The following is a 23,450-nucleotide window of genomic DNA, read 5'->3' as shown; positions in this document are numbered from 1 at the left end:
AGGCCCTGGCCGACGCCCACATGCCCCAGCTCCAGGTGGTGACCGAGGGGTTGCTGGCGCCAAGGCGTCTTCTCGGCCTCATCCGCGATTTCATCGTGTTCGAGGACGACGGCGGGGGACACATCGCCAAGAAGATGGCCGGCTACCACCAGTTCTACGCGGTGCGGGTGGCGGTGGGAGAGACCCTGCGGGCAGCGGAGCTGGCCCGTGCCGACCAGGTGGCGGAACCCGAGGGCCGCTACGAGGCGGGCGGGCAGCCGGGCGGCAGGCCCGGGGACCGCCGCGTGGGGGTGGTCTGGCACACCCAGGGTTCGGGCAAGAGCCTGACCATGGCTTTCTATGCCGGGCGGATCATCCGCGAGCCGGCGATGGAGAACCCGACTCTCGTCGTTCTCACCGACCGCAACGACCTGGACGACCAGCTCTTCTCGACTTTCTCGCGCTGCCGGGAGCTGTTGCGCCAGCCACCGGTTCAGGCCGAGAGCCGCGCACACCTGCGCGAGCTTTTGCGCGTGGAAGCCGGCGGGGTGGTGTTCACCACGATCCACAAGTTCTTCCCGGAAGAAAAGGGCGACCGTCACCCGGTGCTTTCCGAGCGGCGCAACATCGTGGTCATCGCCGACGAGGCCCATCGCAGCCAGTACGATTTCATCGACGGCTTCGCGCGCCACATGCGCGATGCGCTGCCGGGGGCGTCTTTCATCGGCTTCACGGGAACGCCGATCGAGCTGCAAGACGCCAACACCCGCGCGGTCTTCGGCGACTACATCAGCGTCTACGACATCCAGCGCGCCGTCGAGGATGGCGCCACGGTGCCGATCTACTACGAGAGCCGGCTGGCGAAGCTGGTGCTCGACGAGGCGGAGCGGCCGACGATCGACCCGGACTTCGAGGAAGCCACCGAGGGCGAGGAGGTCGAGCGCAAGGAAAAGCTCAAGACCAAGTGGGCGCAGCTCGAGGCCATCGTCGGCTCGGAGAAGCGACTCGCCATCCTCGCGCGGGACATCGTCGAGCACTTCGAGAAGCGCAACGAGGCGATCGACGGCAAGGCGATGATCGTGTGCATGAGCCGGCGCATCTGCGTCGAGCTGTATCGCGAGATCGTCCGGCTGCGGCCGTCCTGGGAGAGCGACGACGACCAGGAGGGCGCCGTCAAGGTGGTCATGACCGGCTCGGCGTCGGATCCGCCGGACTGGCAGCCGCACATCCGCGGCAAGAGCGGGCGCGAGGCGCTGGCCCATCGCTTCCGGAATCCCGGCGATCCGCTGCGGCTCGTGCTCGTGCGCGACATGTGGCTGACGGGCTTCGACGCGCCGAGCCTGCACACCATGTACCTCGACAAGCCCATGCGCGGGCACGGCCTGATGCAGGCCATCGCGCGCGTGAACCGGGTGTTCCGGGACAAGCCCGGTGGGCTCGTGGTCGACTACCTGGGCCTGGCCCACGAGCTGAAGCAGGCGCTGGCCACCTACACCGAGAGCGGTGGCACCGGCCGGACCGCCCTCGATCAGGACGAAGCGGTGGCGGTGATGCTGGAGAAGTACGAGGTGTGCTGCGGGCTCTTCCACGGCTTCGACCGGTCGACATGGACGTCGGGTTCGCCGCAGGATCGGCTGGGGCTGCTGCCCCAGGCCCAGGAGCATGTCCTGTCGCAGGAAAACGGCAAGGACCGTTGCCTGCGCGCGGTCCGGGAGCTGTCCCAGGCCTTCGCGCTGGCGGTGCCGCACGAGGAGGCGCTGCGCATTCGCGACGACGTGGCCTTCTTCCAGGCGGTGCAGGCCGTGCTCGCCAAGCGCGCTCCGGGGGACACGCGGCCGACGGAGGAACTCGACCACGCGGTCCGCCAGATCATTGCGCGCGCGGTGGCGCCGGAAGGAGTGGTCGATATCTTCGCCGCGGCCGGGCTGGACAAGCCCGACCTGTCGATCCTCTCGGACGAGTTTCTGGCCGAGGTCCGGGGCATGCCCCAGCGCAACCTCGCGGTGGAGCTGTTGCAAAAGTTGCTGAAAGGCGAACTGAAGACCCGTCGCCGCAAGAACGTGGTCCAGGCGCGCTCCTTCGCGGAGATGCTGGAGCGGACCATCCGCCGCTACCAGAACCGGGCCATCGAGGCGGCGCAGGTGATTGAGGAGCTGATTCAGCTTGCCAGGGAGATGCGCGAAGCCGGTGCGCGTGGCGAGCAACTCGGACTGACCGAGGACGAGCTCGCCTTCTACGACGCCCTCGAGACCAACGACAGCGCCGTCGAGGTACTCGGCGACGAAACCCTGCGCGGCATCGCCCGGGAACTTGTCCAGACGGTGCGCAACAACGTGACCATCGACTGGACGCTCCGTGAGAACGTTCGCGCCCAGCTCCGGGTCCTCGTCAAGCGTATCCTGCGCAAACACGGTTACCCTCCCGACAAGCAGGAAAAGGCGACCCAGACCGTTCTCGAGCAAGCGGCGCTGCTGTCGGAAGAGTGGGCGGCGGCATGAAGCCGTGGCGTGCCGCGCCGGCCGGCGATTCCGCCGCCTGAGGGCCCGCGCTCGCTGGAAGCTTGTCGCCACCGCACGATCCGCACCACAATGGGCGCCGCGCCGGGGGATCGCCCCCGGCCTGGAGGAATCCAGCGATGCCCCGTTCTCCGTTTCCGGCTTTCCGCAGGCCCTGGCCCTGGATCGTCCTCGCCCTGCTGCTGCCCGCCATCCCGCCGGGCGGCGCTTGGGCCCAGGATCCGGGGGCCGCCCCCCCGGTGCAGGCCGGGGGGCAGACCGGCTCCTCCGTGCCGGCCGCCCTGGCTTCGCCCCGGGCCACCTTCCGCACCTTCCTCGACGCGATGGTGGCCGTGCGCCGGGGAGAGAAAGACCGCCTGCGGGAGGCGGTGTCCTGCCTGGACCTCGCCGATCTGCCGCCGGCGGCCCGGGAGGAGGCGGGCCGCAAGTTCGCCCGTGACCTGAAGATCTTCCTCGACAAGACCGAGTGGGTCGACCTGGAACAACTTCCCGCGGAGTGGGCCGAACCGGCCTATGTCTGGCGCCGTTTTCCGGCGGGGGTGATCGCCCTCGAGCGTGACGACGACGGACGCTGGCTGTTTTCCCGGCAGACCCGCCAGGCGTTGCCGGATCTGCTCGAGTCCGTGCGCGACCGGGCCTTCATCGGCGGCCTGGAAGGGGGCGGTGGTGTGGAGCCCTCGGTGGCGGATCTGCTCCGCGCCCGGATGCCCGAGGCGCTGCGCGAACGAGCCTTCCTGCTCGAGAACTGGCAGTGGCTGGCCCTGCTCGCCCTGGTCCTGCTCGGTGTGATCGTCGACCGCGTTCTGCGCTACCTGGTGGGGGTGCGGATCCGCAAGCTGCTCGGCGGCCGCCTGCAGCGGGTGGATGCCGCGGTGATCACCCGCTTCGAGGCGCCGCTGGGCATTCTGACCATGACCGTCGTGTGGTCCATACTGCTGCCGCTGCTGGACCTGTCGATCAACGTGATCGGCGTGCTCGAACCGGCGATCCAGGTGTTGATGGCGGTGGCGGGGGTCTGGGCGACCTACCGGCTGGTGGACGTGGCGTCGGAGTACTTCGCCTCGCTCACCGCCGAGACGGAATCGAAGCTCGACGACCTGCTCGTTCCCCTGGTGCGCCGCGCGCTGAAAATCATCGTCGTCGCCTTCGGCATGGTCTTCATCGCCCAGAACCTGGACATCCCCATCGCCAGCCTGGTCACCGGCCTGGGCCTGGGCGGCCTGGCGTTCGCCCTGGCCGCCAAGGACACGGTGGAGAATCTCTTCGGCTCGGTGACGGTGCTGATCGACCGGCCCTTCCAGCTCGGTGACTGGATCGTCATCGGTGACCTGGAAGGCACGGTGGTGGAACTGGGCCTGCGTTCGACCCGCATCCGCACCTTCTACAACTCGGTGATCACCATTCCCAACTCCAAGCTGGTCAGCGCCGCGGTGGACAACCTGGGCGCCCGGGAATACCGCCGGATCAAGACCTACCTCTCGGTGAAATACGACACGCCGCCGGAAAAGATCGAGGCTTTCTGCGAGGGCATGCGCGAGCTGGTGCGCCGGCACCCCTTCACCCGCAAGGACTACTACAACATCTACCTCAACCGCTTCGGGGCCTCGGGTCTGGACATTCTCTTCTACGTCTTCCACAAGGCTCCCGACTGGACCACCGAACTGCGTGAGCGCCATCGCCTGTTCCTCGACATCCTCGAACTGGCCCGGCGCCTGGGGGTGGAGTTCGCCTTCCCGACCCAGACCCTGCACATCGCCTCGGTGCCCGAGGGTTTTGCGGGAGCCCCGGCGCCGCCGGCCCCCGAGGCCGTGCCCGGTTTCGAGGAGGTCGTCCGCCAGGGCCGCGAGCAGGCACGGCAGGTGATGGAGGAGAGCTGGGGGCAGGGGGTGCAACCGCCGGTGGATTTCGACGACCCCGACCGCATCCGTCCCACCCCCCTGGGCTGAGAGGTGGCCGACGGGGACAGCGGCGGCGCCCGAGGCGTCGAGCATCGGCTCAACGGCGACTTCGACCTCTCCCTGAGGGCGGGTTACCGCCCTCCTCCGCCGGGCAGCGAGATCGCCCGACAGGTGGCTGAACTGCTGCCCTTCGCCCTGTTCTTCGGCGGCCGGGAAGACACGGCCCTGGTCGACTCCCCCCTGCCCGAGAGCTGGCTGGCCCTGCTCGAGCAGGCGGGTGTCGAGCATGCCGCGGCCGTCACCGCGCCCTCGCTGAACGCGGGCCGGCCCCTGGCGCCTTTCGGCTGGAACGCCGACGCCGCCGAAAGGGCCCGGCGCTACGCGGTCCGTGGGGAGCATCCGCCGCTGGAGGTGGTGCGGCGGGTCAACGCCCGAACCTTCTCGGCCGCCATCGAGCGGGAGATCGACCCCGACTCGCCGTACGAGGGCCGGTTCGACTCGGTGGCCGCTGTCGAAAACTTTCTGCGCGACGCGTCCCCCGCCGAGCGTGTGGTCAAGGCCCAGCATGCCAACGCGGGGCTGGGCAATCGCCGACTGAGTGGCGCGGGCCTGGATCCGGCCACCCGGCGGCTGGTGGCGGAGTGGTGCGCCGGCGGCGATCCCGTGATCGTCGAGCGCTGGCTGCCCCGGCGGGAGGATCTCTGCCTGACGTTCCACGTCTCCCGGCGGGGTGCGATCGAAGACTTGGAAGTGCACGAGATGATCAACACCGCCGACGGGGCCTTCATCGGCGCGCTCTTCCCCGCCGGCAGGGACCGACCCGTCGCGCAGCGCGAAGCGCTGGGTCGGACCGCGGAGGTCGTCGCCCGTCGGCTGCGGGATGCCGGCTACTTCGGGCCCGTCTGCGTCGACGCCTTCACCTGGGGGGACGGGGGGCGCTTGCGCCCCCTGGCCGACCTCAACGCCCGGCGCCACGTCTCCGCGGGCGCCCTGGGGCTGTGGCGCCGCTGGGGGCGGGAGGTCACCGTCTACTGGCGGCTGTTCAAGGTGCCGCGAGTCCGCCTGCCGGATCCCGAACGGTGGACGGCGGTGCTGGGGCCCGACGCCTTCGACCCCGGTCACCGCCGGGGCGCGTTGCCCGTTTCGCCGCCGGTGGATGGCGCCGGTCGGCCCTGCCGGCGGGTCGCGGTACTCTTCGCCGGCCGGAACCGGGAAGATGTGTTCGCCATGGAGCGGCGGATGCGGGAGCGCTTCGAGCGATGAAGGTGAAACTGGTCGTGATCGCCGGGCCCACCGCCTGCGGCAAGACCCGGCTGGGAGTGGATCTGGCCCATCGGCTGGGGTCCGAGATCGTCTCCGCCGACTCGCGCCAGGTCTATCGGGGGCTCGACATCGGCACGGGGAAGGATCTCGACGAGTATTCCCGGGTGGACCCTCCCGTCCCCTGCCACCTGATCGACCTGGTGGACCCCGGCGAGTCGTTCAGCCTCTACCACTACCAGCAGGCCTGCTACCGGCTGCTGGCCCGCAAGGCCGTCGAGGAGCCCTTCGCCTCGGGCACCCCGCTGGTGATGGTGGGCGGGACGGGGCTCTACATCGAGGCGGTGCTGCGGGCCTATCGCCTGCCCAACGTCCCGGAGGACCCGGCGCTGCGGGAAGCCCTGGAGGCCGAGCCCCTCGAAGAACTGGTCCGTCGCCTGGAGGCCGCCGATCGGGAGCTTTTCGCCAGGACCGAGATCGCCAACAAGCGCCGGGTGATCCGGGCCCTCGAGATCGCCGCCCACGGCCGGGAGCACGAGGTGGTCTACAGCCGGGGGCCGGCGGTGGAAGTGGACTACCGGGTCTTCGCCGTCCACCCCGACCGGGCCGAGCTTTACCGCTGGATCGGCGAGCGGGTCCGCCGGCGTCTGGACGAGGGGATGATCGAAGAAGTCGAGGGGCTGGTGGCGGCGGGCCTGGACCGTCGGCGCCTGGAGTGGTTCGGCATGGAGTACCGGCAGATCGCGGCCTACCTGTGGGGAGACAAGAGTCGCGAGCAGATGGTCGAAGACCTCGAGCAAGCCATCCGCAACCTGGCCAAGCGCCAGCTTACCTGGCTGCGCGGCATGGGCCGCCGCGGCATCGCGGTGCGGTGGATAGCGCCCGGGGACCTGGAGACGGTGCTGGAAGCCGTCGGGAGCTGGTCATGAGCAGAGGTCTGTGGGTGGTGGTGCTGGCGTGGAGCGTGATCGGACTCGGTGGCTGCGGGCCGACGGGGGCGCCGCCGGCGGGTCCCGACCGGCTGGAGTTCAACCGCCTGGCGGTGCGGCTCGATCTGCCCTGGTTCTGGGTGGCCGACCGTAACGCCAACGGCGTGCCGGATGCCGACGAGGTGGTCAGACTGTTGTTCTATCCCGACGGGGGGAGCTGGGAGCAGGGCTATCGCCGGATCCTCGAGCTGGCGAGGCGCCCGGAGCCTGGCGCCGATCTCCCGGAGGCCGAGCGTCGGCGCCGACAGCGGGTGATCGACGATCTCGATCACGGCATTCCGACCCTGGTCTACAACGATCTGCGCGATCTGCCCGGGGATCACCGGGCACTGGTGCGGCACATGCTCGAGGTGGCCTACCGGATCGATGCGATCTACGCCCGCCAGACCGGGATGGACCGGCTGGAAACCCGGCTTCCCGACGACCCGGCCAGCCACAGCCTGTTCCGCCGCAACTGGGGTCCGGCCTGCCTGGCTCCCAAGACCCAGGACGATCCGGCGTGCTCGGCGATTCCCGGTGCGCCGCGGCCGGTCTACGGCGTCTATCCCGCCGCGTTGCAGGCCGACGAGGATTTCTGCCGGACGCTGGCGGCTCGGCCCGACGGCGAGGCACTGCTGGCCCCCTTCGTGGTGGTGCGGGGAGAGGGGCGGGAGCTGCGGGCCGTTCCCTACTCCGAGGCCTTCGCGCCGCAGACGCGGCAGGTGGCCGCCGAACTGCGCGCCGCCGCCGATGACTTGCGGGACCCCGACGAGGAGGCCCTGCGCGCCTACCTGCGGGCGGCGGCCCGGGCTTTCGAGGACAACGACTGGGAGCCGGCGGACGAGGCCTGGGCGGCGATGGGGCCGCGCAACTCCCGCTGGTACCTGCGGGTGGGCCCCGACGAGGTCTACTGGGAGCCCTGCGCGCGCAAGGCGGGTTTCCACCTGACCTTCGCGCTGATCAACAAGGGCTCGCTGGCGTGGCAGAACCGGCTGGATCCGGTGCGGCAGGAGATGGAACAGGCCCTGGCCGCGCTGATCGGCCCGCCCTACGAGCCGCGGGAAGTGTCTTTCCAGATGCCGGACTTCATCGACATCGTCTTCAACGCCGGCGACGACCGGAACGCCCTGGGAGCCACCATCGGCCAGTCCTTGCCCAACTGGGGGCCGGTGGCCAACGAGGGGCGGGGCCGCACGGTGGCCATGACCAACCTCTACACGGACGCCGACAGCCGCAGGATCCAGCGGGCCCAGGCCGCGTCGCTGTTCGACGCGGCGACGATGGAGGCCTACACCGACAGCGTCGAGCCGGGGCTGATGGCCACCATTCTCCACGAGGCGACCCACAACCTGGGCCCGAGCCACGAATATCTCTTCGAGGGCAAGAGCGACGCGGAGTGGTTCGGAGGGCCGCTCGCCTCGATCCTGGAAGAACTCAAGGCTCAGACCGGCGCCCTGTGGTACGTGGAGTTCCTGCGCGCCCGGGGGTTGATCACCGACGCCCTGGCCCGCCAGACCTATGTCGACTCCCTGCGCTGGGCGATGGACCATATTTCCCGCGGCATGGTCACCGCCACCGGCCATCCCAAGGCCTACAGCCAGCTCGCCGCGATCCAGGTCGGCTTTTTCCTCGATCAGGGCGCCCTGGGCTTCGACCTCCGGGCTCCGGCCGCCAACGGCAGCGACCGGGGCGCCTTCACGGTGGACTTCGACAAGCTGCCCCGGGCCGTCGAAGGGCTGATGCGCCGGGTCGGCCGGATCAAGGCCGGCGGGGACCGCGCCGCGGCGGAGAAGCTGGTGGCGCTCTATGTGGACGGCGACCGTCTGCCCCTGGAACTGATCGCCGAGCGCATCCTCCGCCACCCCAAGGCGAGCTTCGTCTACGCGGTGGACCCCTAGCCCCGGCAGTTCGGGGCGCGTCCCCGCCGGCGCCGTAAGTCTTTGTGTCCGAGTGAAGTAGTGCCGGGTCGGGGGGGCGTCCGCGGCCCTCGCCCCTCCTTGCCCGGGACTCTCGCCTCCCCGTCCACTACAATCCCGCGACCGCGCCCCCCCGCGGTGGGAGATGACCGATGGCTACAGCCGCCTCCTTCAATCCTTTCGCCATGGCCCAGGCTCAGTTCGACGGTGTGGCCGAACTGCTCGGGCTCGACGAGGCGACGCGGCAGCTTCTGCGGGAGCCGCTGCGGGAGTTCTCCTTCGCCATTCCCGTGCGCATGGACGACGGATCCCACCAGGTCTTCCGGGGCTTCCGGGTCCAGCACAACGATGCCCGGGGAGCGTCCAAGGGAGGCATCCGTTTCCACCCCCAGGAGAGCCTGGACACGGTGCGGGCGCTGGCGATGTGGATGAGCTGGAAGACCGCCGTGGTGGACATCCCCCTCGGCGGCGGCAAGGGTGGGGTGATCTGCGACCCGCACCACCTTTCCCTGCGCGAGCAGGAGCAGATCTGCCGCGGCTGGGTGCGGCAGGTGGCGCGCAACGTGGGGCCCCTGCTCGACGTACCGGCGCCCGACGTGATGACTTCCGCCCAGCACATGCTGTGGATGCTCGACGAGTTCGAGACGATCCACGGGGGCAAGTACCCCGGCTTCATCACCGGCAAGCCGGTGGGTCTCGGCGGCTCTCTCGGGCGTACCGAGGCCACGGGCTACGGCGTGGTCTACACCCTGCGCAATGCGCTTGCGCGCCTGGGCATCGAGGCGCGGGGGACCACCGCCAGCGTGCAGGGCTTCGGCAACGTGGCCCGCCACGCCATCGAGCTGTTCGCCCGGCTCGGCGGGATCACCGTTTGCGTGGCCTGCTGGGACCAGGCCGATCAGACTTCCTACTCCTACCGCCGGGCCGACGGCATCGATCTCGAGGAGCTGCGGGGGATCACCGACCGCTTCGGCGGCATCGACAGGGACCGAGCCCGCGACCTGGGCTACGAGGTCCTCGACGGCGGCGCCTGGATCGAACAGGAGGTGGACGTGCTGATGCCCGCCGCCCTCGAAAACCAGATCAACGCCGACAACGTGAACTCGATCGCCCCCAGCGTGAAGGTGATCGCGGAGGGAGCCAACGGTCCGACCACCCCGGAGGCCGACGCCGAGATCCGCCGCCGGGGCATTTTTCTGCTGCCCGACTTCCTGGCCAATGCCGGGGGTGTGACCTGCAGCTACTTCGAGCAGGTGCAGAGCAACATGAACTACTACTGGGAACGGGACGAGGTGCTGCGTCGCCTCGACCGGAAGATGACCACCGCCTTCGAGGGCGTGGTGGAACTGGCCGAGAGCCGCAAGCTCTACATGCGCGATGCCGCCTACGTGATCGCCGTCGACCGGGTGGCCCAGGCCTGCCATGATCGAGGTTGGGTCTGAGGAGATCCCGAGGGAGGCCCTCCATGCGGCCTGAAGAGCGTGCCGCCGCGATTCTCGCCTCACTGCGCGAACGGGCCCGGGAACTGGGTCGCGAACCGGAGTTCGAGCGCGCCGCCGCTCCCCTGTCGGCTGCGAAAGCCGAGCCCGGCTGGCGGGAACTGGTGGCGCTGATTCCCCGGGTGGACGCCGGCCTGCTGGGCCGCATCACCCGCCGGTTGATCAATCGTCTCTGTTGGGAGGACGCCGCCAGCGGGCAGGCCGAGGCGCTGCTGGCCCGTTACTCGGGAGTCGAGTCCATCAGCACCCACTCCCTCGACGAGAACGTTCCCCAGGCCCGCAACAAGCTGGGCACGCTGGGCTCCCTGCGTCACGAGACCTTCGAGCTGGCCAGTCGCACCTTCAGTGACGAACGCCTGCTGGCCATGCTGGCCCGCTGGATCCGGGAAGACCGGGCCTCGTTCCTGATCTCCGCCCTCGAGGCTCCCGACGCCTCCTTCCCCCGCATCGCCGCGGCGCTCGAGCATTACGCCGAGATCGAGCTGGAAGAAGACGACCTGTCCCGGGCCATGCGCACCGGCCTGCGGGTTTCCCTCCTGCGGCGTTTTTTCAGCGAGCAACTCGACTTCATCAATCACGCCAAGCCCCATGTGCGCGTGGAGGACTTCAGCGCCCTGCTCGACCACCTGATCGCCGAGGTCGATTCCCACGGCAAGCTGGGGGGCAAGAGCGCCGGGCTCTTCCTCGCCGAGAAGGTGATTCGCACGACCGCCGAGACCGACCCCCTCCTGCGCAACGTCAGGGTGCCCCGCACCTGGTACATTTCTTCCGACGGTCTGCTGGCCTTCATCCGCTACAACAACCTCGACGACGTCTACTCCCGCAAGTACATGAGCCTGGAGAGGATTCGCCGGGACTACCCCCACATCGTCCAGGTCTTCAAGAACTCGCCCTTTCCCCCGGGCATCGTCGCCGGCCTCGAGCGCGCACTCGACGACTTCGGTGAAGTGCCGTTGATCGTGCGCTCCTCTTCCCTGCTGGAAGATCGCTCGGGCTCGGCCTTTTCCGGCAAGTACAAGAGCCTCTTCCTGGCCAACCAGGGCACCCGCGCCGAGCGCCTCGAGGCTCTGACCGACGCCATCGCCGAGGTCTACGCTTCACTCTTCGGTCCGGATCCCATCGAGTACCGGGCCGAGCGGGGCCTGCTCGACGTGCACGAAGAAATGGGGGTGATGATCCAGGAAGTGGTGGGGCGTCGGGTGGGCCCGTACTTCTTTCCCGCCTATTCGGGCGTGGCCTTCTCCCTCAACGAGTTCCGCTGGTCCCCGCGGATCCGGCGGGAAGACGGCCTGATCCGCCTGGTGCCGGGGCTCGGCACCCGCGCCGTCGATCGCCTCGGTGACGACTACCCGGTGCTGATCGCCCCCGGCCAGAGCGACCTGCGGGTCAACGTCACTCCCGAAGAGGTGGCCCGCTATTCGCCCTCCCGGGTGGACCTGATCGATCTCGAGCGCAACGCCTTCGTCACCATGGAGGTACGGCAGCTCCTGCGCGAGACCGGTCTCGACTACCCCGGTCTGCTGCAGATCGTCTCGCTCTACGACTCGGGCCATTTGCGGCGTCCCTCGCCGGTGCGCCTCGACGTGGAAAAAGACGACCTGGTGGTGACCTTCGAGGGCCTGCGCACCGGCACCCCCTTCGTCCGCCAGGTGCGTAGGCTCCTCGAACTGCTCTCCGAGGCGACCGGCGAGCCGGTGGACCTGGAGTTCGCCAGCGACGGTGAGCATCTCTTCCTGCTCCAGTGCCGCCCCCAGAGCTACAGCGAGGAATCCCAACCGGCGTCGATTCCCGTCGACCTGCCCTGCGAGCGGATGGTCTTTTCCGCCCACCGCTACGTCTCGAACGGCCTGCTCGAGGGCATCACCCACGTGGTCTACGTCGACGGGGAAGGCTATGCGGCCCTCGAGACCCGTGAGCAGCTCCAGCAGGTGGCCCGGGCGGTGGGCGTTCTCAACGAGCGTCTGCCCCGCCGCGGCTTCATCCTGATGGGGCCCGGGCGGTGGGGCAGCCGGGGCGACATTCGGCTGGGCGTGGGGGTGACTTACTCCGACATCAACAATGCCGCGATGCTGATCGAAGTGGCCCGCAGGCAGGGCGGGCACCTGCCCGACCTCTCCTTCGGAACCCATTTCTTCCAGGATCTGGTCGAGGCGGGCATTCGCTACCTGCCCCTCTACCCGGACGACGAGGAAGCGGTGTTCAACGAGGATTTCCTGCTCCGCTCGCCCAACGGGCTCGAGGCCATCGCTCCGGAAATGGCAGCCTTGGGGGCCGTGGTACGGGTGATCGACGTGGAGGCGGTCAGCGGCGGCGGGCGCCTTCAGGTGCGCATGAACGCCGACCTGGATCGGGCGGTGGCCCTGATCGTCGGACCCGGCGAAGACGAGCCGACGGGCCCCATGGCCCCGGCCAGGTAGACTCGGTGCTTCGGACAACAGCCGAACTGGACAAGGGAGCCGCGACGATGACGAAGAGGAAGGGGGCCGGGCGCCTGAAGTGGATCCTGCTGCTGCTGGTGCTATGCGGTGGAGCCTGGGCCCTCTATGGTGCCACTCTCCGCGGGCCGAACGTGGCCATCGAGATCACTTCCGATCGGCCGGCGATCGGTCCGGGCACCCGGGTCCACGCTTCTTTCGCCGCCGAGCGCTGGGGCCTGGGCCGGATCCGCCTGGTCTTCGAGCAGGGCTCGTGCCGCAAGGTGCTGGCCGAGCAAACCCTCTCACGCCCCTCGGCTTTCGACCTGCTGGCCGCCGCCTCGGCGGGGGCCCGGGCGGAGCTGAGTGCCGAGGTCGGGAGGCAGAGCGTCGAATGCCTGGCCGAGGGATCGGCCACGATTCTCGCCGAGGCCGAGCGCATGTCCGGTCCTCTGCGGGGCGAGAAGTGGAGCCGGATCAGCGTCGAGCTGCCTGTCCGCCTGCGGCCGCCGTCGATCCAGGTGCTCAGCACGGCCCACTACGTCACCCAGGGCGGCAGCGGCGCGGTGGCCTTTCACGTTTCGGAGACCGCCGTGCGCTCGGGGGTGCGGGTGGGGGAACGCGACATTCCGTCCTATCCCCATCCCCGGGGGGGGACCGGCCACCGCGTGGTCCTCTTCGGCGTGCCGTGGGACATGGACAGCGCCAAGGAGATCCGCCTGTTCGCCGAGGACGACGCGGGCAACCGGGCGGAGGCCGCCTTCATCTTCGGCCGCCAGTTCCGCCGCAGGGCACCCCGCAAGGACGTCATCCGCCTGCCCGACAGCTTCCTCGAGCGGGTGGTGCCTTCCATCGAGGGGCAGACTCCCCGACTCGACACCAGCGGCAGCCTGATCGAGCGCTACCTGCGGATCAACCAGCAGCTTCGCGTCGCCAACCGCCGGACCGTCGCCGAGCTGGCGGAGAAGAGTGCCGGGGAGGCCCTGTGGGACGGCCCCTTCCTGCAACTCCCGAATTCGGCCCGCCGGGCCGGCTTCGCCGAGCGGCGGACCTACCTCTACCGGGGCCGGGTGGTCGACCACCAGACGCACCTCGGTCTGGACCTGGCTTCCGTGGCCCACGCCGACGTGCCCGCGCCCAACCGGGGCCGGGTCCTCTTCGCCGGCTATCTGGGGATTTACGGCAACGTGGTGATCCTCGACCACGGCCTGGGCCTGCTCAGCCTCAGCGCGCACCTCAGCCGGGTGGCGGTGTCGGTCGGCGACCTGGTGGACAAGGGGCAGACCGTCGGGGCCAGCGGGGCGACGGGACTGGCCGGTGGCGATCACCTGCACCTGGGACTCTTCGCCGGCGGGATCGCGGTCAGTCCCATGGAATGGCTCGATCCCCGCTGGATTCGCAACCGCATCGAGCCTGTTCTCGCCCACGGGGAGGCCCGGGAAACCGCCACGGGCAAGTAATCCGGGCTCTTTCGATGTGAATGGATGGCCGGTGCGGGCCTTGCTCGGCGGCCTTTTCACGGTACAGCCAGGGGGTCGATCCACCCGGGAGACCCGCCATGGACCGCTCCGCCCAGACCGTCGCCGAACTCATGGAGGCCCTGGCCCGCCAGACCGGCGCCTCCAGGCGTTTCGTGGAAAGCATACGCCTTGTTTTCGCCCAGCGGGGCGTCCTGCCCCATGACCCCGCCGAACCGTACTTCGACGCCATCGTCGACACCTTCCGGCGGGAAGAGGCGCTCGAGGCCCAGCGGGTGCGGAGTGCCGCGGCTCTCGAGAAGATGCAGCGGGCCCTGGTCACCTGGGAGCGCTGTCAGCGGGAGTTGGTCGCTCGGCTGCTGGCGATCGGCGAGGGCCTCGACGCCCGGGCCCGGCGCCTCGGCCGGGGCCGCTGATCTGCCGGCCGCGCACCCTTCCTATTGTCTTTTCAGCGATCGGGGCTTCAGGTTCCGGTTCCGCGGGCCGATAGGGAAGTAGGCGGTCGGTCCCCGTGGTGGGGAGCCGGCGCACCCCGTTGTCACAGTCCGACCCAGGAGGGAGGCGATGGCCATGAACATTCTTCTCGTCGACGATTCCGCCGTCATGCGGAAAGTTCTCACCCGAGCCCTGCGGCAAGCCGGTCTCGATATCGGCGACATCCTCGAAGCCGGGGATGGTCTCGAAGCCCTCAACGTGCTCGAGGGAGGGGCCAGCGTCGACGTGGTGCTCTCCGACTGGAACATGCCCAACATGAACGGTGTCGACTTCGTCGCCCAGGCGCGATCCAAGGGCTACGAGATGCCGATCATCATGGTCACCACCGAGTCCGGCGATGATCGCATCAGCCAGGCCACCGAGGCTGGAGCCAACGGCTTCGTCCACAAGCCGTTCACCCCCGATCGGCTGGCCGAGACGCTGGGTCGATTCGTTTGCGTTTGATTCGATTGGGCGAGGCTGCCCGGGGCGGGTGAAAAACATGACGCGTGCATGCTTGGAGATGGACGTGGCCTCCATCGTCGAGGAGTCGTTCCGCGAAGTGGTGGAGACCATGTTCGCTCTGCCCGTGGAGTCCATGGAACCTGCCGGAGTCGAGGATCCGGCCGTGGTCGGCATGATCGGCCTGGCCGGATCAGAGTTTCACGGGCTGCTTCAGGTTCACTGCACCCGGGCGGCGGCACGTCGGCTGGCCGCCGCGCTGCTCGGCGGAGAGGAGATGCTGGACGACCCGGCGATGATCTCCGACAGTCTCGGCGAGCTGGCCAACATGCTCGGCGGCAGCGTCAAGCAGCGCGTCGACTCTACGGGAAACAAGGTCGAAATCTCCCTGCCCTCGGTCCTCGAGGGGCAGTTCGAAACCCACGATGCCAGGGGCTCCGAGCGGAGCGAGAAGGCTTTCCGGGTCGACGGCGAACCAGTTCTCGTCTGCTTCGTCCGCGAGATCCAGGCGGCTGACTGACACCTGACAATCGTCGTCCTGCGAAGTTCAGCCGATCACGGCAGGTTCGGGGACCTGCGAGAGCAGGGACTCCAGCTTTTCCCGGGTCGCCGGCAGCACGAGGAAGCTGTCGGCGTGCCCGTTGCGTGCGGCGACCACCAGGTCCCGGGTCGGGCGGTCGGAGCACGCGACCACCAACGCCGGTCGCGAGGGAGGCGCCGCCAGGGACTTGAGCCGTACCAGGAGGTCCGTGGGGGAGCGGCTGACGACGAAGAGAATCTCACCCGCGCAGCAGCGGGGGCGAGCCTGCCCGACGGTGGCGCCGCACTCCTCGAGCATGCCACGCAGACCGAAGGCACCCGGGTCCGCCGGGTGAGCGGCGAGCAGAACCCGTCGCCCGGCGAGAGCTTCCCGCGCGGCGCCGCCCGCGCCGGACTCCGCGTCCGGAACGGCCCCACTCGCGGTACCGGGGGCCGCCCCCGGCGCCTGGTCTGAGTCGCCCCCCCCCGAGGCGGGTGCTGCCTGGCCGGGGGCGGGGGACTCGCCGGAGGATCGGTCGCCTTGCGCGGCGGGGCCCGCTTGCTGGGGGGCGCTGGGGTCGGCGGTCGCTCTCGCGTCGGCGGGCGGGCCGCTTGCGGTTTCCTGGGGCTGCCGGGGGGCTTGCGTCCCGGTCGCGGCGCCGACGCCGCCTGGATCGGCGGGCGCCTCGCTGTCCGCCGCGCCCGGCCCCGCCTGGGGATCTTTCGGCGCGTCCGCGGTGTTGTCGTCGTCTGCGCCGCCGGAAACCGCGCCTTTGCTGGCCTGGGCGATCTGCTCGGCGCTGATCATGCCCTGGGTGCGGTCGCTGGAAGCCAGCAACAAGGCTCCCTTGGGCTCGTCGGCGATGATGATGCGGCCTGCGATCACGTCCCAGGGGTGCGAGGCGTCCACGCGTGCGAGGATGCCCGGCCAGGGGGGCGGCGTGATCACTTCGAAGTCCGCGCCCCGGCGATATTCGGGGGCTTTGGGCATCTTTTCCCGCAGCACGTTGACCGCCGCGCCGCAGAGGATGTTGGCCACCTCGCCCACGGAATCGTGGAGGATCTCGGGGACTTCCCCGGTTTCGAGGACCTCCTTGACCTGCTCGGCGCCCATCAGGCTGAAGGAGGCGCCCGTGTGGACGGCTCCGACCAGGTCGAGGAGGAGAAGAGAAGGGAGCGGGCCTGACTGGTGGTCTTCCACGGGGAACACGTAGACCTGGGACCCGCCGAAAATCGACGCCAGTTCATCCCCTTCCAGATCGAGGGGCTGGATTTCCACCGAATGGCCGACGAGGGCCTCGACGTTTTCCGCGAGGACTTTGAGGAGTGTTTCCGGCTCCTCCCTCATCAACCTGGCCAGTACGGCTGCAGGACACTCGGCCACACTGCGTCTCCCGTGGGACACACGCTCCCGAAGCACTCTTCGGCAAGAAGCCGCACCACTTGAGGCTCGTGGTCTCAAGCGGGCAGAGTCTTCCCCCCGGGGCGGAAAAACCTGCCGGGTCCATCCTCACAAGACCCGGTTGCGGGGTTCCCGGGGCCGGCATCGATCTTGCGAGAGGGCAGGGTGGTCCAGAAGAGGATCGAGGGAGTCAGAGTGGACTTTCCCGTCCAGATGCCCGGTTCCCCTGCGACGAGCGCCGATCCGGCGCGCGGGAAGAGGCCGCCTCGGGATGAGGGCGGTCCGGCGACCTTCGCCGGTCTGCTCGAAACCCTCGAGCGGCGCCCCTTCCCCGCGCCCCGGCCGCCCGGCGATGCCGCTCGGGGGCGGGAGGAAGGGCCGGAGCGAGCTGACGAAGCCGCTTTCCCACCGCCTGTTTCTACCGCGGCCGCGAGCGCATCCGATCGCCAGCCCGCCCGCAAGGAGGCGAGGGATGCCGACAGGCAGGCCGAGGCTGCCGGGGCGGAGGTCCCCCGGGACCAGCAAACGCTCTCCGGGGTGATCGCCGATGGCCCCGTGTCGGCACATGCCGGGACGTCCCCGCCGGCCGGGGAAGTGACCCGGTCACCGTCCCGTGCCGGAGCGCTGCATGCCCTCGAACGGTGGTTTCCGACGGGTCCGCAGTCCCCGGCTTCGGAGACGGTCGCCGACCTGACCGCCAAGGTCACGCTGCGGCAACCCGGTGGCGGTCCACCGGCCGAGGGCTCCCGGGGGGCCGGCCGCGACGGCGACAACCTGCTCGCCCCCGCCCAGCCGGCGGCTGTCGAGTCCCAGGCTCAACAGGTGCGCAAACTCGACGGCCAGGCGGTCCGGCGAAGTGTCGAAGAAGCCCTCGAACGAGCCCGCCGGGGACGGCGTCCCGTGGTCCGCGCGGCGGCTCTGCCGCCGGAAGCGGCCCCGACCGCGCCGTCGAGGTCCACGCCTGCCGCGCCCTCTTCCCCGGAGTCCCCGGCTTCCTCTCCCGCCGATTCACCGGGTGCGTCCGAAGCGGCGCCCCGTGGGGAGGCGGGCCCGGCACCACGCGCCTCGGCCACGCCTGTGTCCCGGCCGGAGCACGCTCCCACCGCCGGGGGCCGCTCGCCGAAGGACCCGGGACCCGAGGGGGCCACGAGCCGGGGCGCGGGGTCGATGGCGCTCTCCGCCAGCGGGAGCGGGGGGGCGACACCCCCGGCCGCGGGGTCGGCTGTCACCGCCGGTAGAGCGACCCTGGTCGAGCAGATCGCCGCCAGGATCGCGCGCCTGACTCCGGGACAGAGCGTCACGGTGACCCTCGATCCGGCGGAGCTCGGCAAGGTGGCCATCCGCTTCGTGCGGCGAGGCAAGCAGTGGAAGGTGCAGTTGATCGCCGAACGCAGCGAGACCGCGGTTCTGCTGACGCGGGATCTTCAGCGTCTCGAGCCCCTGGTCGAGCGCAACCTTCCCGGCACACGGGTCGAGGTCGCCACGGGAGGAGACCCCCAGGGTGAGTTCCAGGACGGACCCGGCAACTCGGCTCGGGGGACCGAGGGCCGGGGCCTGCTCCCCGCCGACGAGGATGCTCCCGCCTCCCAGGGTCCGGGTGTGGTCACCGCACCCCGGCGCGTCGATCCCGACGCGTACCTCGACATTCTCGGCTGAAGCCGGTTCGCTCCGAACGGGATGATGCTTCCGCCCGACCCGGAAATTTTTGCCGCCCATCGGCCCCGTACCTCCCCCAAAACCCCGCCGGACGGGCGGCGGCGCTGGCACGGCGCTTGCTCTTTCCAGGATTCGCCGCACCACCGGCAAGGAGCAGACCCATGCAAGCAACGACTGGTGTCATCGATGCCTCGACTTACCGGCTGCAGAACGAGCCCAGCCTCTTCGCCACGGAAAAGCCGGAGCTGGGGCGTGACGAGTTCATGCAGCTTCTCGTGGCCCAACTCGAAAACCAGGATCCGATGAATCCGCAGGACGACTCGGAGTTCGTCGCGCAGCTCGCGACCTTCTCTTCGCTCGAGCAGCTGGTAGACATGAACAAGCGCATGGACAGCATGCTCGACAGCCAGGCGCAACTGGTCAACAGCCAGTCCCTGAACCTGATCGGGAGAGAAGTTCTGGCGGATACCGGGGGACAGGTTCAGCTCCGCAGTGACGGCGTCGCCGAAACGGTGGTCGTCGACCTGGCCGAGACCGTCACGTCGGCGCGTGTGGAAATCTACGACAGCCACGGAGGGCTGCTGCGTACGCTCGCCGTGGACGATCCGGGCCCCGGCAGGCACCAGGTGCAATGGGACGGACTGGACGAAAACGGCAACGCGATGACGGCTGGTATGTACGAATTCAGGGTCGTGACCCAGGACGGTGAAGGCCTCGAGCAGCAACAGCAGGGGTTCGTCCTCGTACCCGTCGAAGGCTTGCACGTCGGGGCCAACGGGCTGGCCTTCGTCAGCGGCAATCGCGTGATGACCTTCGACGAGGTCCTCGAGATCCGGGTCGGAGAGACGGAAGCCGAACCCGTCGAAGAGTCACCCTGAAGCAGGCGGACAGGGAATCACAGCGCGGAAATCAGCAATACCACCAGAGGAGAGGAGCATGGCACAGAGCGCTTTTTACACGGGACTTTCCGGCCTGCGGGCCCATTCGGCGGCGATCAACGTGATCGGTAACAACCTGGCCAACGTCAACACCGTGGGCTACAAGTCCGGGCGGGCGAGTTTTGCCGACTACTTCAATGTTTCCAGTGCCCGCCTCGGTGGTAACGGCAGCACGAACCAGGTCGGTCTCGGTGTGGGCATGATCGGGGTGCAGCAACTCTTCAACCAGGGCGCTCTCCAGCCCACCGAAGTGGAAACCGACCTGGCGCTGCAAGGCAACGGATTCTTCTACCTCAAGACGCCCGACGGGATGTCGACTTTTTCCCGGGCGGGGAACTTCTCGTTCAACGCCAACGGCGACCTGGTCGATCCCAACGGCAACCGGGTGCAGGGTTATATCGAGAAGGACTCCCAGGGCCGGATCATTCCCACCGGCGCGATCGGCGATATCAACATTCCCGTCGGGATGACCGCGCCGCCCGCCGTGACCAGCTATTTCGAGCCCCGCTTCAACCTCAATTCCGAAGCCCAGGTGGACGATCCCAATACGGCGGTGGACGAGTCGGAGCCTTTCCAGTTCAGCGTCGGCACCAGCGTCTACGACTCGCGGGGTGTCGAACACAACCTGACGATCCAGTTCGTGCCCCAGGACAGCGACGGCGACGGTCGCCTCGACCAGTGGTCCTGGGAGGCCCGCGTGCCGCGGGAGGACCTGGACATCACCATCAACCCGGGTGATCCCGACTACTACGTGGTGGACTCGGGCACGATGACCTTCGATGGTGACGGCAAGATGGTCACCCCCGCGGGCAACATCAGCCTGAGCATTCCCGCCTGGGCCAGCGGCGCCTCGGCCCAGACGGTCGAGTGGCGCCTCTACGATTCCCAGGGTTCTGCCCTGGCCCACAGCTACGCCGAAAACTCCGCCGTCGAGTCGATCGCCCAGGACGGCTATGGCCTCGGTCGGCTGCATTCTCTTTCGATCGGCCCCGACGGGTTGGTCTCCGGTGTGTTCACCAACGGTCAGACCCTCGAACTGGCGCAGATCGCCATCGCCAGTTTCAACAATCCCGACGGTCTCTTCCGCCGTGGCGACAACACTTACCTGACCTCCGTGGGTTCCGGTCAGCCGGCCATCGGCACGGCCCAGACGGGCGGGAGGGGCGCCGTCGTCGCCCGGGCCCTGGAGCTGTCCAACGTGGACATCACCGAGCAGTTCACCAGCCTGATCGTCGCCGAAAGGGGCTACCAGTCCAACAGCCGGGTGATCACCACCGCCGACGAGATCCTCCAGGAAACCCTCTCCATCAAGCGGTAATTCCAGCCTTCTTCTCCTGCTGCGCGTGAGGCGGGCACGGCCCTCGGCCGCTGCCCCGCCTCGCGCAAGGTGGGCCGTCAACTTCCCGTCGATCCGGCTCCTCCGGCTGCCGGGGCTTCGGCACCCACCTCCCGGGCCACCCGTCATCCAGCTCTCAAGTATCAGTCAGGAAAAGACATTCGGCATTTCGCCCGGACAGGCACGCGCCTTGCTCAAGGGCTGACCGGCGCCCCCCTTGCGGGCTGCCGGGAGAGCTTCGGATGGCCAAGGCCGAAAAGCAGACTTCCTTCGCGGCGTTGTTCGACCGGGAGGAGTTCCACGCCCTGCCCCTGAACATCGCCGCGCGCCTGGCCGAGGGCCGGGTCACCCTGGCTTCACTGCGCATGGTGGAGTCCGGTTCTCTGATTCCCCTCGAAACCCAGGTCGGCGAGCCCTCCCACCTGATCGCCGACGGCGCTGTCATCGGCCGCGGCGAGATCGTCGAGATCAAGGGCCAGCTTGCTTTCCGCGTGACGCGGTTGGGGCACAAGTCATGACTCCCGAACTGGCACCCTCCCTCGACCAGGGGCTCCAGGTGGTCGCCGCGCTGGCGGTGGTGCTGGGGCTGGTCATCGCCCTGGGCTACCTGGCCCGCCGGGGCGGGCTGAGGAGCGGGCGCGGTGTCCTGCGGGTCGAAGAGCGCCTGACCCTGGGCCGCGGTGTCCAGCTCGCCGTGGTCGTCGCCCAGGGGCGCCGCCTGCTGGTGGGAGTCAGCGAACGACAGGTCAGCCTGGTCAGCGATCTGGGCGAGGAGGAAGAAAAACCCGGCGGGGTGGAGAGCGAGGGATCCGACCTCCCTGACCGCCCGCGGGAGGGCGTGGCGAGTTTCGCCCACGAACTGACCCGCCGGCTGCGCCATGGGGAGATGTCCCGGTGAAGTGTGGTCCGCGCTTCGAGCCGCTCCTGCGCGTCGTCCTGGCGACGGCGCTGCTGTGGCTGCTGTTGGGACCCGGCACCGCGATGGCCGCACCCGGGGGATCGACCCTGGAGTTGAAAGTGACCGATCCGGCGACGGACGGCTTCGGCTCGAGCGCGGTGCGCATCATCGTGATGCTCACCCTGATCGCCGTGGCCCCCATGTTGCTGCTGCTGATGACCTCCTTCGTCAGGTTGATCATCACCTTTCACTTTCTCCGCCAGGCCCTCGGCACGCCCCAGATGCCGCCCAACCAGGTGTTGATCGCTCTCTCGCTCTTTCTCACGCTCTTCGTGATGAGCCCGGTGGTCGACGAGATTCACCAGCAGGCGTGGCAGCCCTACACAGAGGGCGAGATCGACACGCTCGAGGCGGTGCAGACCGCCGCCGGGCCGGTCAAGGAGTTCATGCTGCACAACACGCGGCAGAAGGACCTCAAGCTCTTCCTGCAGATGGGACGCTTCGAGCGACCGGAAAAGCCCGAGGATCTGCCGATGCGCGTCGTCGTTCCCGCCTTCGCCATATCGGAGATGCGCACCGGATTCGAGATCGGATTCTTGCTGTTTCTGCCCTTTCTCGTGGTCGACCTGGTGGTCGCGTCGGTGCTTTTGTCGATGGGCATGATGATGTTGCCTCCGGCGATGGTGTCGCTGCCCTTCAAGATCATGCTTTTCGTACTGGTCGATGGGTGGACCCTCGTCGTCGGTTCGCTGGTAGCGGGATTCCGCTAGGCGATCGGAGAGTCAGCGATGGATGAAATGACGGTCGTAGCTGTGGGAAGAGAAGCGATCAAGGTCGCCCTGATGGTAGGGCTGCCGGTCCTGCTCGCGGGGATGGTGGTGGGTGTGATGGTCAGCATCTTCCAGGTCGCCACCGGAATCCAGGACATGACCATCACCTTTATTCCGAAGATTCTCATCGTCTTTGCCGTGCTGGCCTTCGGTATGCATTGGATGATCAGCGTGCTCACCGGCTTTATCGAGCGGATCTTCACCTTGGTCTCGGGAGTGGGGCTCTAGCGTGGACACCCTGGCCATCCAGCTCCCCTGGGAGACCGCCATCGCCGGTGCGGCCCTGTCCATCAGGGCCCTGGCCTTCGTCTCCATCGCTCCCCTGGTGGGAGGCAGCGGCGTTCCCGTGCGGCTGCGGGTGGCCTTCGCCGTGATGCTCGTGCTGCTCCTGGCACCCGTGGTGCCGGCCCCCGATCCCGACGTGGGCCTGCTACGGCTGGTGCTGACGGAGTCGCTGGTGGGTTTCCTGCTGGGATTCGCCGGCAGGATGGTGATCGATGCCGCGCTCTACGCCGGCGGCGTGGCGAGCTACTCCTCGGGGCTGGCCATCGCCAACCAGCTCGATCCGATCACTCAGCTCAACCTGCCCATGCTCGGCGTGCTTTACCGACTGCTCGGCATTCTGACCTTCCTGGCCATCGGCGGTCACCGCCAGTTCGTCGCCGTGCTGGCCCGTTCCTACACCCTTCTGCCCGTCGGAACCGCCAGCCTGGAGGGTCCCTGGGTCGCCAGCGCCATTTCGCTGACCGGGAGGATGATCGTGCTGGGGGTGCGCCTGGCCGCCCCGGTGATCGTCTCCGGTCTACTGGTCGACACGGCCCTGATGCTCGTCGCCCGGGCCGTGCCGCAGATGCACATCCTCGTCGTTGGAGCGCCGATTCGGCTGGGTTTCGGTCTGCTCGCCGTGGGCCTGTCGTTGCAGATTCTCCTGCCTCTCATCGTCGAGTCGATCGATGGCTCGATGACTGACGCCGGCGCGCTGCTGCGCGCCCTGGGCGGGTAAGGGG

At 68.8% G+C, this 23,450-nt stretch carries 20 protein-coding genes; 19 read left to right on the top strand and 1 reads right to left on the bottom strand.

Annotated features, from left to right (window positions below):
• The 11 genes from Q9Q40_08710 to Q9Q40_08660 form a co-directional block, all read left to right on the top strand.
• On the top strand, nucleotides 1–2,477 hold a 2,477-nt coding region (locus tag Q9Q40_08710; GenBank protein MDQ7007300.1), incomplete at its 5' end, for a type I restriction endonuclease subunit R.
• A gap of 137 nt (nucleotides 2,478–2,614) precedes the next feature.
• Nucleotides 2,615–4,441 (top strand): mechanosensitive ion channel family protein, encoded by a 1,827-nt coding sequence (locus tag Q9Q40_08705; GenBank protein MDQ7007299.1) that lies wholly within the window; start codon nucleotides 2,615–2,617, stop codon nucleotides 4,439–4,441.
• A 3-nt stretch (nucleotides 4,442–4,444) separates the two neighbouring features.
• Nucleotides 4,445–5,656, top strand: coding sequence for a hypothetical protein (locus tag Q9Q40_08700; GenBank protein MDQ7007298.1), 1,212 nt, complete (start codon nucleotides 4,445–4,447; stop codon nucleotides 5,654–5,656).
• On the top strand, nucleotides 5,653–6,582 hold the full coding sequence (gene miaA / locus Q9Q40_08695) for a tRNA (adenosine(37)-N6)-dimethylallyltransferase MiaA (protein MDQ7007297.1): 930 nt from the start codon (nucleotides 5,653–5,655) through the stop codon (nucleotides 6,580–6,582). The genes Q9Q40_08700 and miaA overlap by 4 nt, the downstream gene beginning before the upstream one ends.
• Nucleotides 6,579–8,519, top strand: coding sequence for a hypothetical protein (locus tag Q9Q40_08690; protein ID MDQ7007296.1), 1,941 nt, complete (start codon nucleotides 6,579–6,581; stop codon nucleotides 8,517–8,519). Before miaA ends, Q9Q40_08690 begins: the two co-directional genes overlap by 4 nt.
• A 170-nt stretch (nucleotides 8,520–8,689) precedes the next feature.
• Nucleotides 8,690–9,979, top strand: a complete 1,290-nt coding sequence (locus tag Q9Q40_08685) for a Glu/Leu/Phe/Val dehydrogenase (protein ID MDQ7007295.1) — start codon at nucleotides 8,690–8,692, stop codon at nucleotides 9,977–9,979.
• A 23-nt stretch (nucleotides 9,980–10,002) separates the two neighbouring features.
• Nucleotides 10,003–12,453 carry a PEP/pyruvate-binding domain-containing protein gene (locus Q9Q40_08680; GenBank protein MDQ7007294.1) on the top strand — a complete coding sequence of 817 codons (2,451 nt, stop codon included), beginning with the start codon at nucleotides 10,003–10,005 and terminating at the stop codon, nucleotides 12,451–12,453.
• Between the two features lie 47 nt (nucleotides 12,454–12,500).
• The gene (locus tag Q9Q40_08675) at nucleotides 12,501–13,910 is read left to right on the top strand and encodes a M23 family metallopeptidase (GenBank protein ID MDQ7007293.1); all 1,410 of its coding nucleotides are present in this window, start codon (nucleotides 12,501–12,503) and stop codon (nucleotides 13,908–13,910) included.
• A 98-nt stretch (nucleotides 13,911–14,008) separates the two neighbouring features.
• Nucleotides 14,009–14,344: a hypothetical protein gene (locus Q9Q40_08670; GenBank protein MDQ7007292.1), complete on the top strand. Its 336-nt coding sequence runs from the start codon at nucleotides 14,009–14,011 to the stop codon at nucleotides 14,342–14,344.
• 148 nt (nucleotides 14,345–14,492) lie between these two features.
• Nucleotides 14,493–14,867, top strand: a complete 375-nt coding sequence (locus tag Q9Q40_08665) for a response regulator (GenBank protein MDQ7007291.1) — start codon at nucleotides 14,493–14,495, stop codon at nucleotides 14,865–14,867.
• A gap of 37 nt (nucleotides 14,868–14,904) precedes the next feature.
• Nucleotides 14,905–15,384 carry a chemotaxis protein CheX gene (locus Q9Q40_08660; protein ID MDQ7007290.1) on the top strand — a complete coding sequence of 160 codons (480 nt, stop codon included), beginning with the start codon at nucleotides 14,905–14,907 and terminating at the stop codon, nucleotides 15,382–15,384.
• A gap of 27 nt (nucleotides 15,385–15,411) precedes the next feature.
• Here the strand turns inward: Q9Q40_08660 and Q9Q40_08655 are convergent, their stop codons facing one another.
• Nucleotides 15,412–16,767, bottom strand: a complete 1,356-nt coding sequence (locus Q9Q40_08655) for a hypothetical protein (protein MDQ7007289.1) — start codon at nucleotides 16,765–16,767, stop codon at nucleotides 15,412–15,414.
• A gap of 183 nt (nucleotides 16,768–16,950) precedes the next feature.
• Between Q9Q40_08655 and Q9Q40_08650 the strand changes: the two genes are divergently transcribed.
• The 8 genes from Q9Q40_08650 to Q9Q40_08615 all read left to right on the top strand — a co-directional run bounded on the left by Q9Q40_08650 (nucleotide 16,951) and on the right by Q9Q40_08615 (nucleotide 23,446).
• Entirely contained in the window at nucleotides 16,951–18,441 is a 1,491-nt protein-coding gene (locus Q9Q40_08650) for a flagellar hook-length control protein FliK (protein MDQ7007288.1), read from the top strand.
• 161 nt (nucleotides 18,442–18,602) lie between these two features.
• A complete protein-coding gene (locus tag Q9Q40_08645) occupies nucleotides 18,603–19,319 on the top strand; it encodes a flagellar hook assembly protein FlgD (GenBank protein ID MDQ7007287.1) in 717 nt (238 codons plus the stop codon).
• Nucleotides 19,320–19,377: 58 nt separating this feature from the next.
• Nucleotides 19,378–20,697, top strand: a complete 1,320-nt coding sequence (locus Q9Q40_08640) for a flagellar hook protein FlgE (protein MDQ7007286.1) — start codon at nucleotides 19,378–19,380, stop codon at nucleotides 20,695–20,697.
• A 260-nt stretch (nucleotides 20,698–20,957) separates the two neighbouring features.
• Entirely contained in the window at nucleotides 20,958–21,233 is a 276-nt protein-coding gene (locus Q9Q40_08635) for a FliM/FliN family flagellar motor switch protein (protein MDQ7007285.1), read from the top strand.
• Complete coding sequence (locus Q9Q40_08630) at nucleotides 21,230–21,613, top strand: flagellar biosynthetic protein FliO (protein MDQ7007284.1); 384 nt, start codon at nucleotides 21,230–21,232, stop codon at nucleotides 21,611–21,613. Before Q9Q40_08635 ends, Q9Q40_08630 begins: the two co-directional genes overlap by 4 nt.
• The gene (fliP, locus tag Q9Q40_08625) at nucleotides 21,610–22,383 is read left to right on the top strand and encodes a flagellar type III secretion system pore protein FliP (protein MDQ7007283.1); all 774 of its coding nucleotides are present in this window, start codon (nucleotides 21,610–21,612) and stop codon (nucleotides 22,381–22,383) included. Before Q9Q40_08630 ends, fliP begins: the two co-directional genes overlap by 4 nt.
• 18 nt (nucleotides 22,384–22,401) lie before the next feature.
• Entirely contained in the window at nucleotides 22,402–22,671 is a 270-nt protein-coding gene (gene fliQ, locus Q9Q40_08620; GenBank protein MDQ7007282.1) for a flagellar biosynthesis protein FliQ, read from the top strand.
• Between the two features lies 1 nt (nucleotide 22,672).
• Nucleotides 22,673–23,446: a flagellar biosynthetic protein FliR gene (locus tag Q9Q40_08615; protein MDQ7007281.1), complete on the top strand. Its 774-nt coding sequence runs from the start codon at nucleotides 22,673–22,675 to the stop codon at nucleotides 23,444–23,446.
• The last annotated feature ends 4 nt before the right edge of the window (nucleotides 23,447–23,450 follow it).

The sequence above is a fragment of the Acidobacteriota bacterium genome, from assembly GCA_030949985.1.
Lineage (GTDB): Bacteria > Acidobacteriota > Polarisedimenticolia > J045 > J045 > JALTMS01.
The sequence above is the reverse complement of the archived record's forward strand: the minus strand, read 5'-3'. Positions and strand labels throughout refer to the sequence as shown.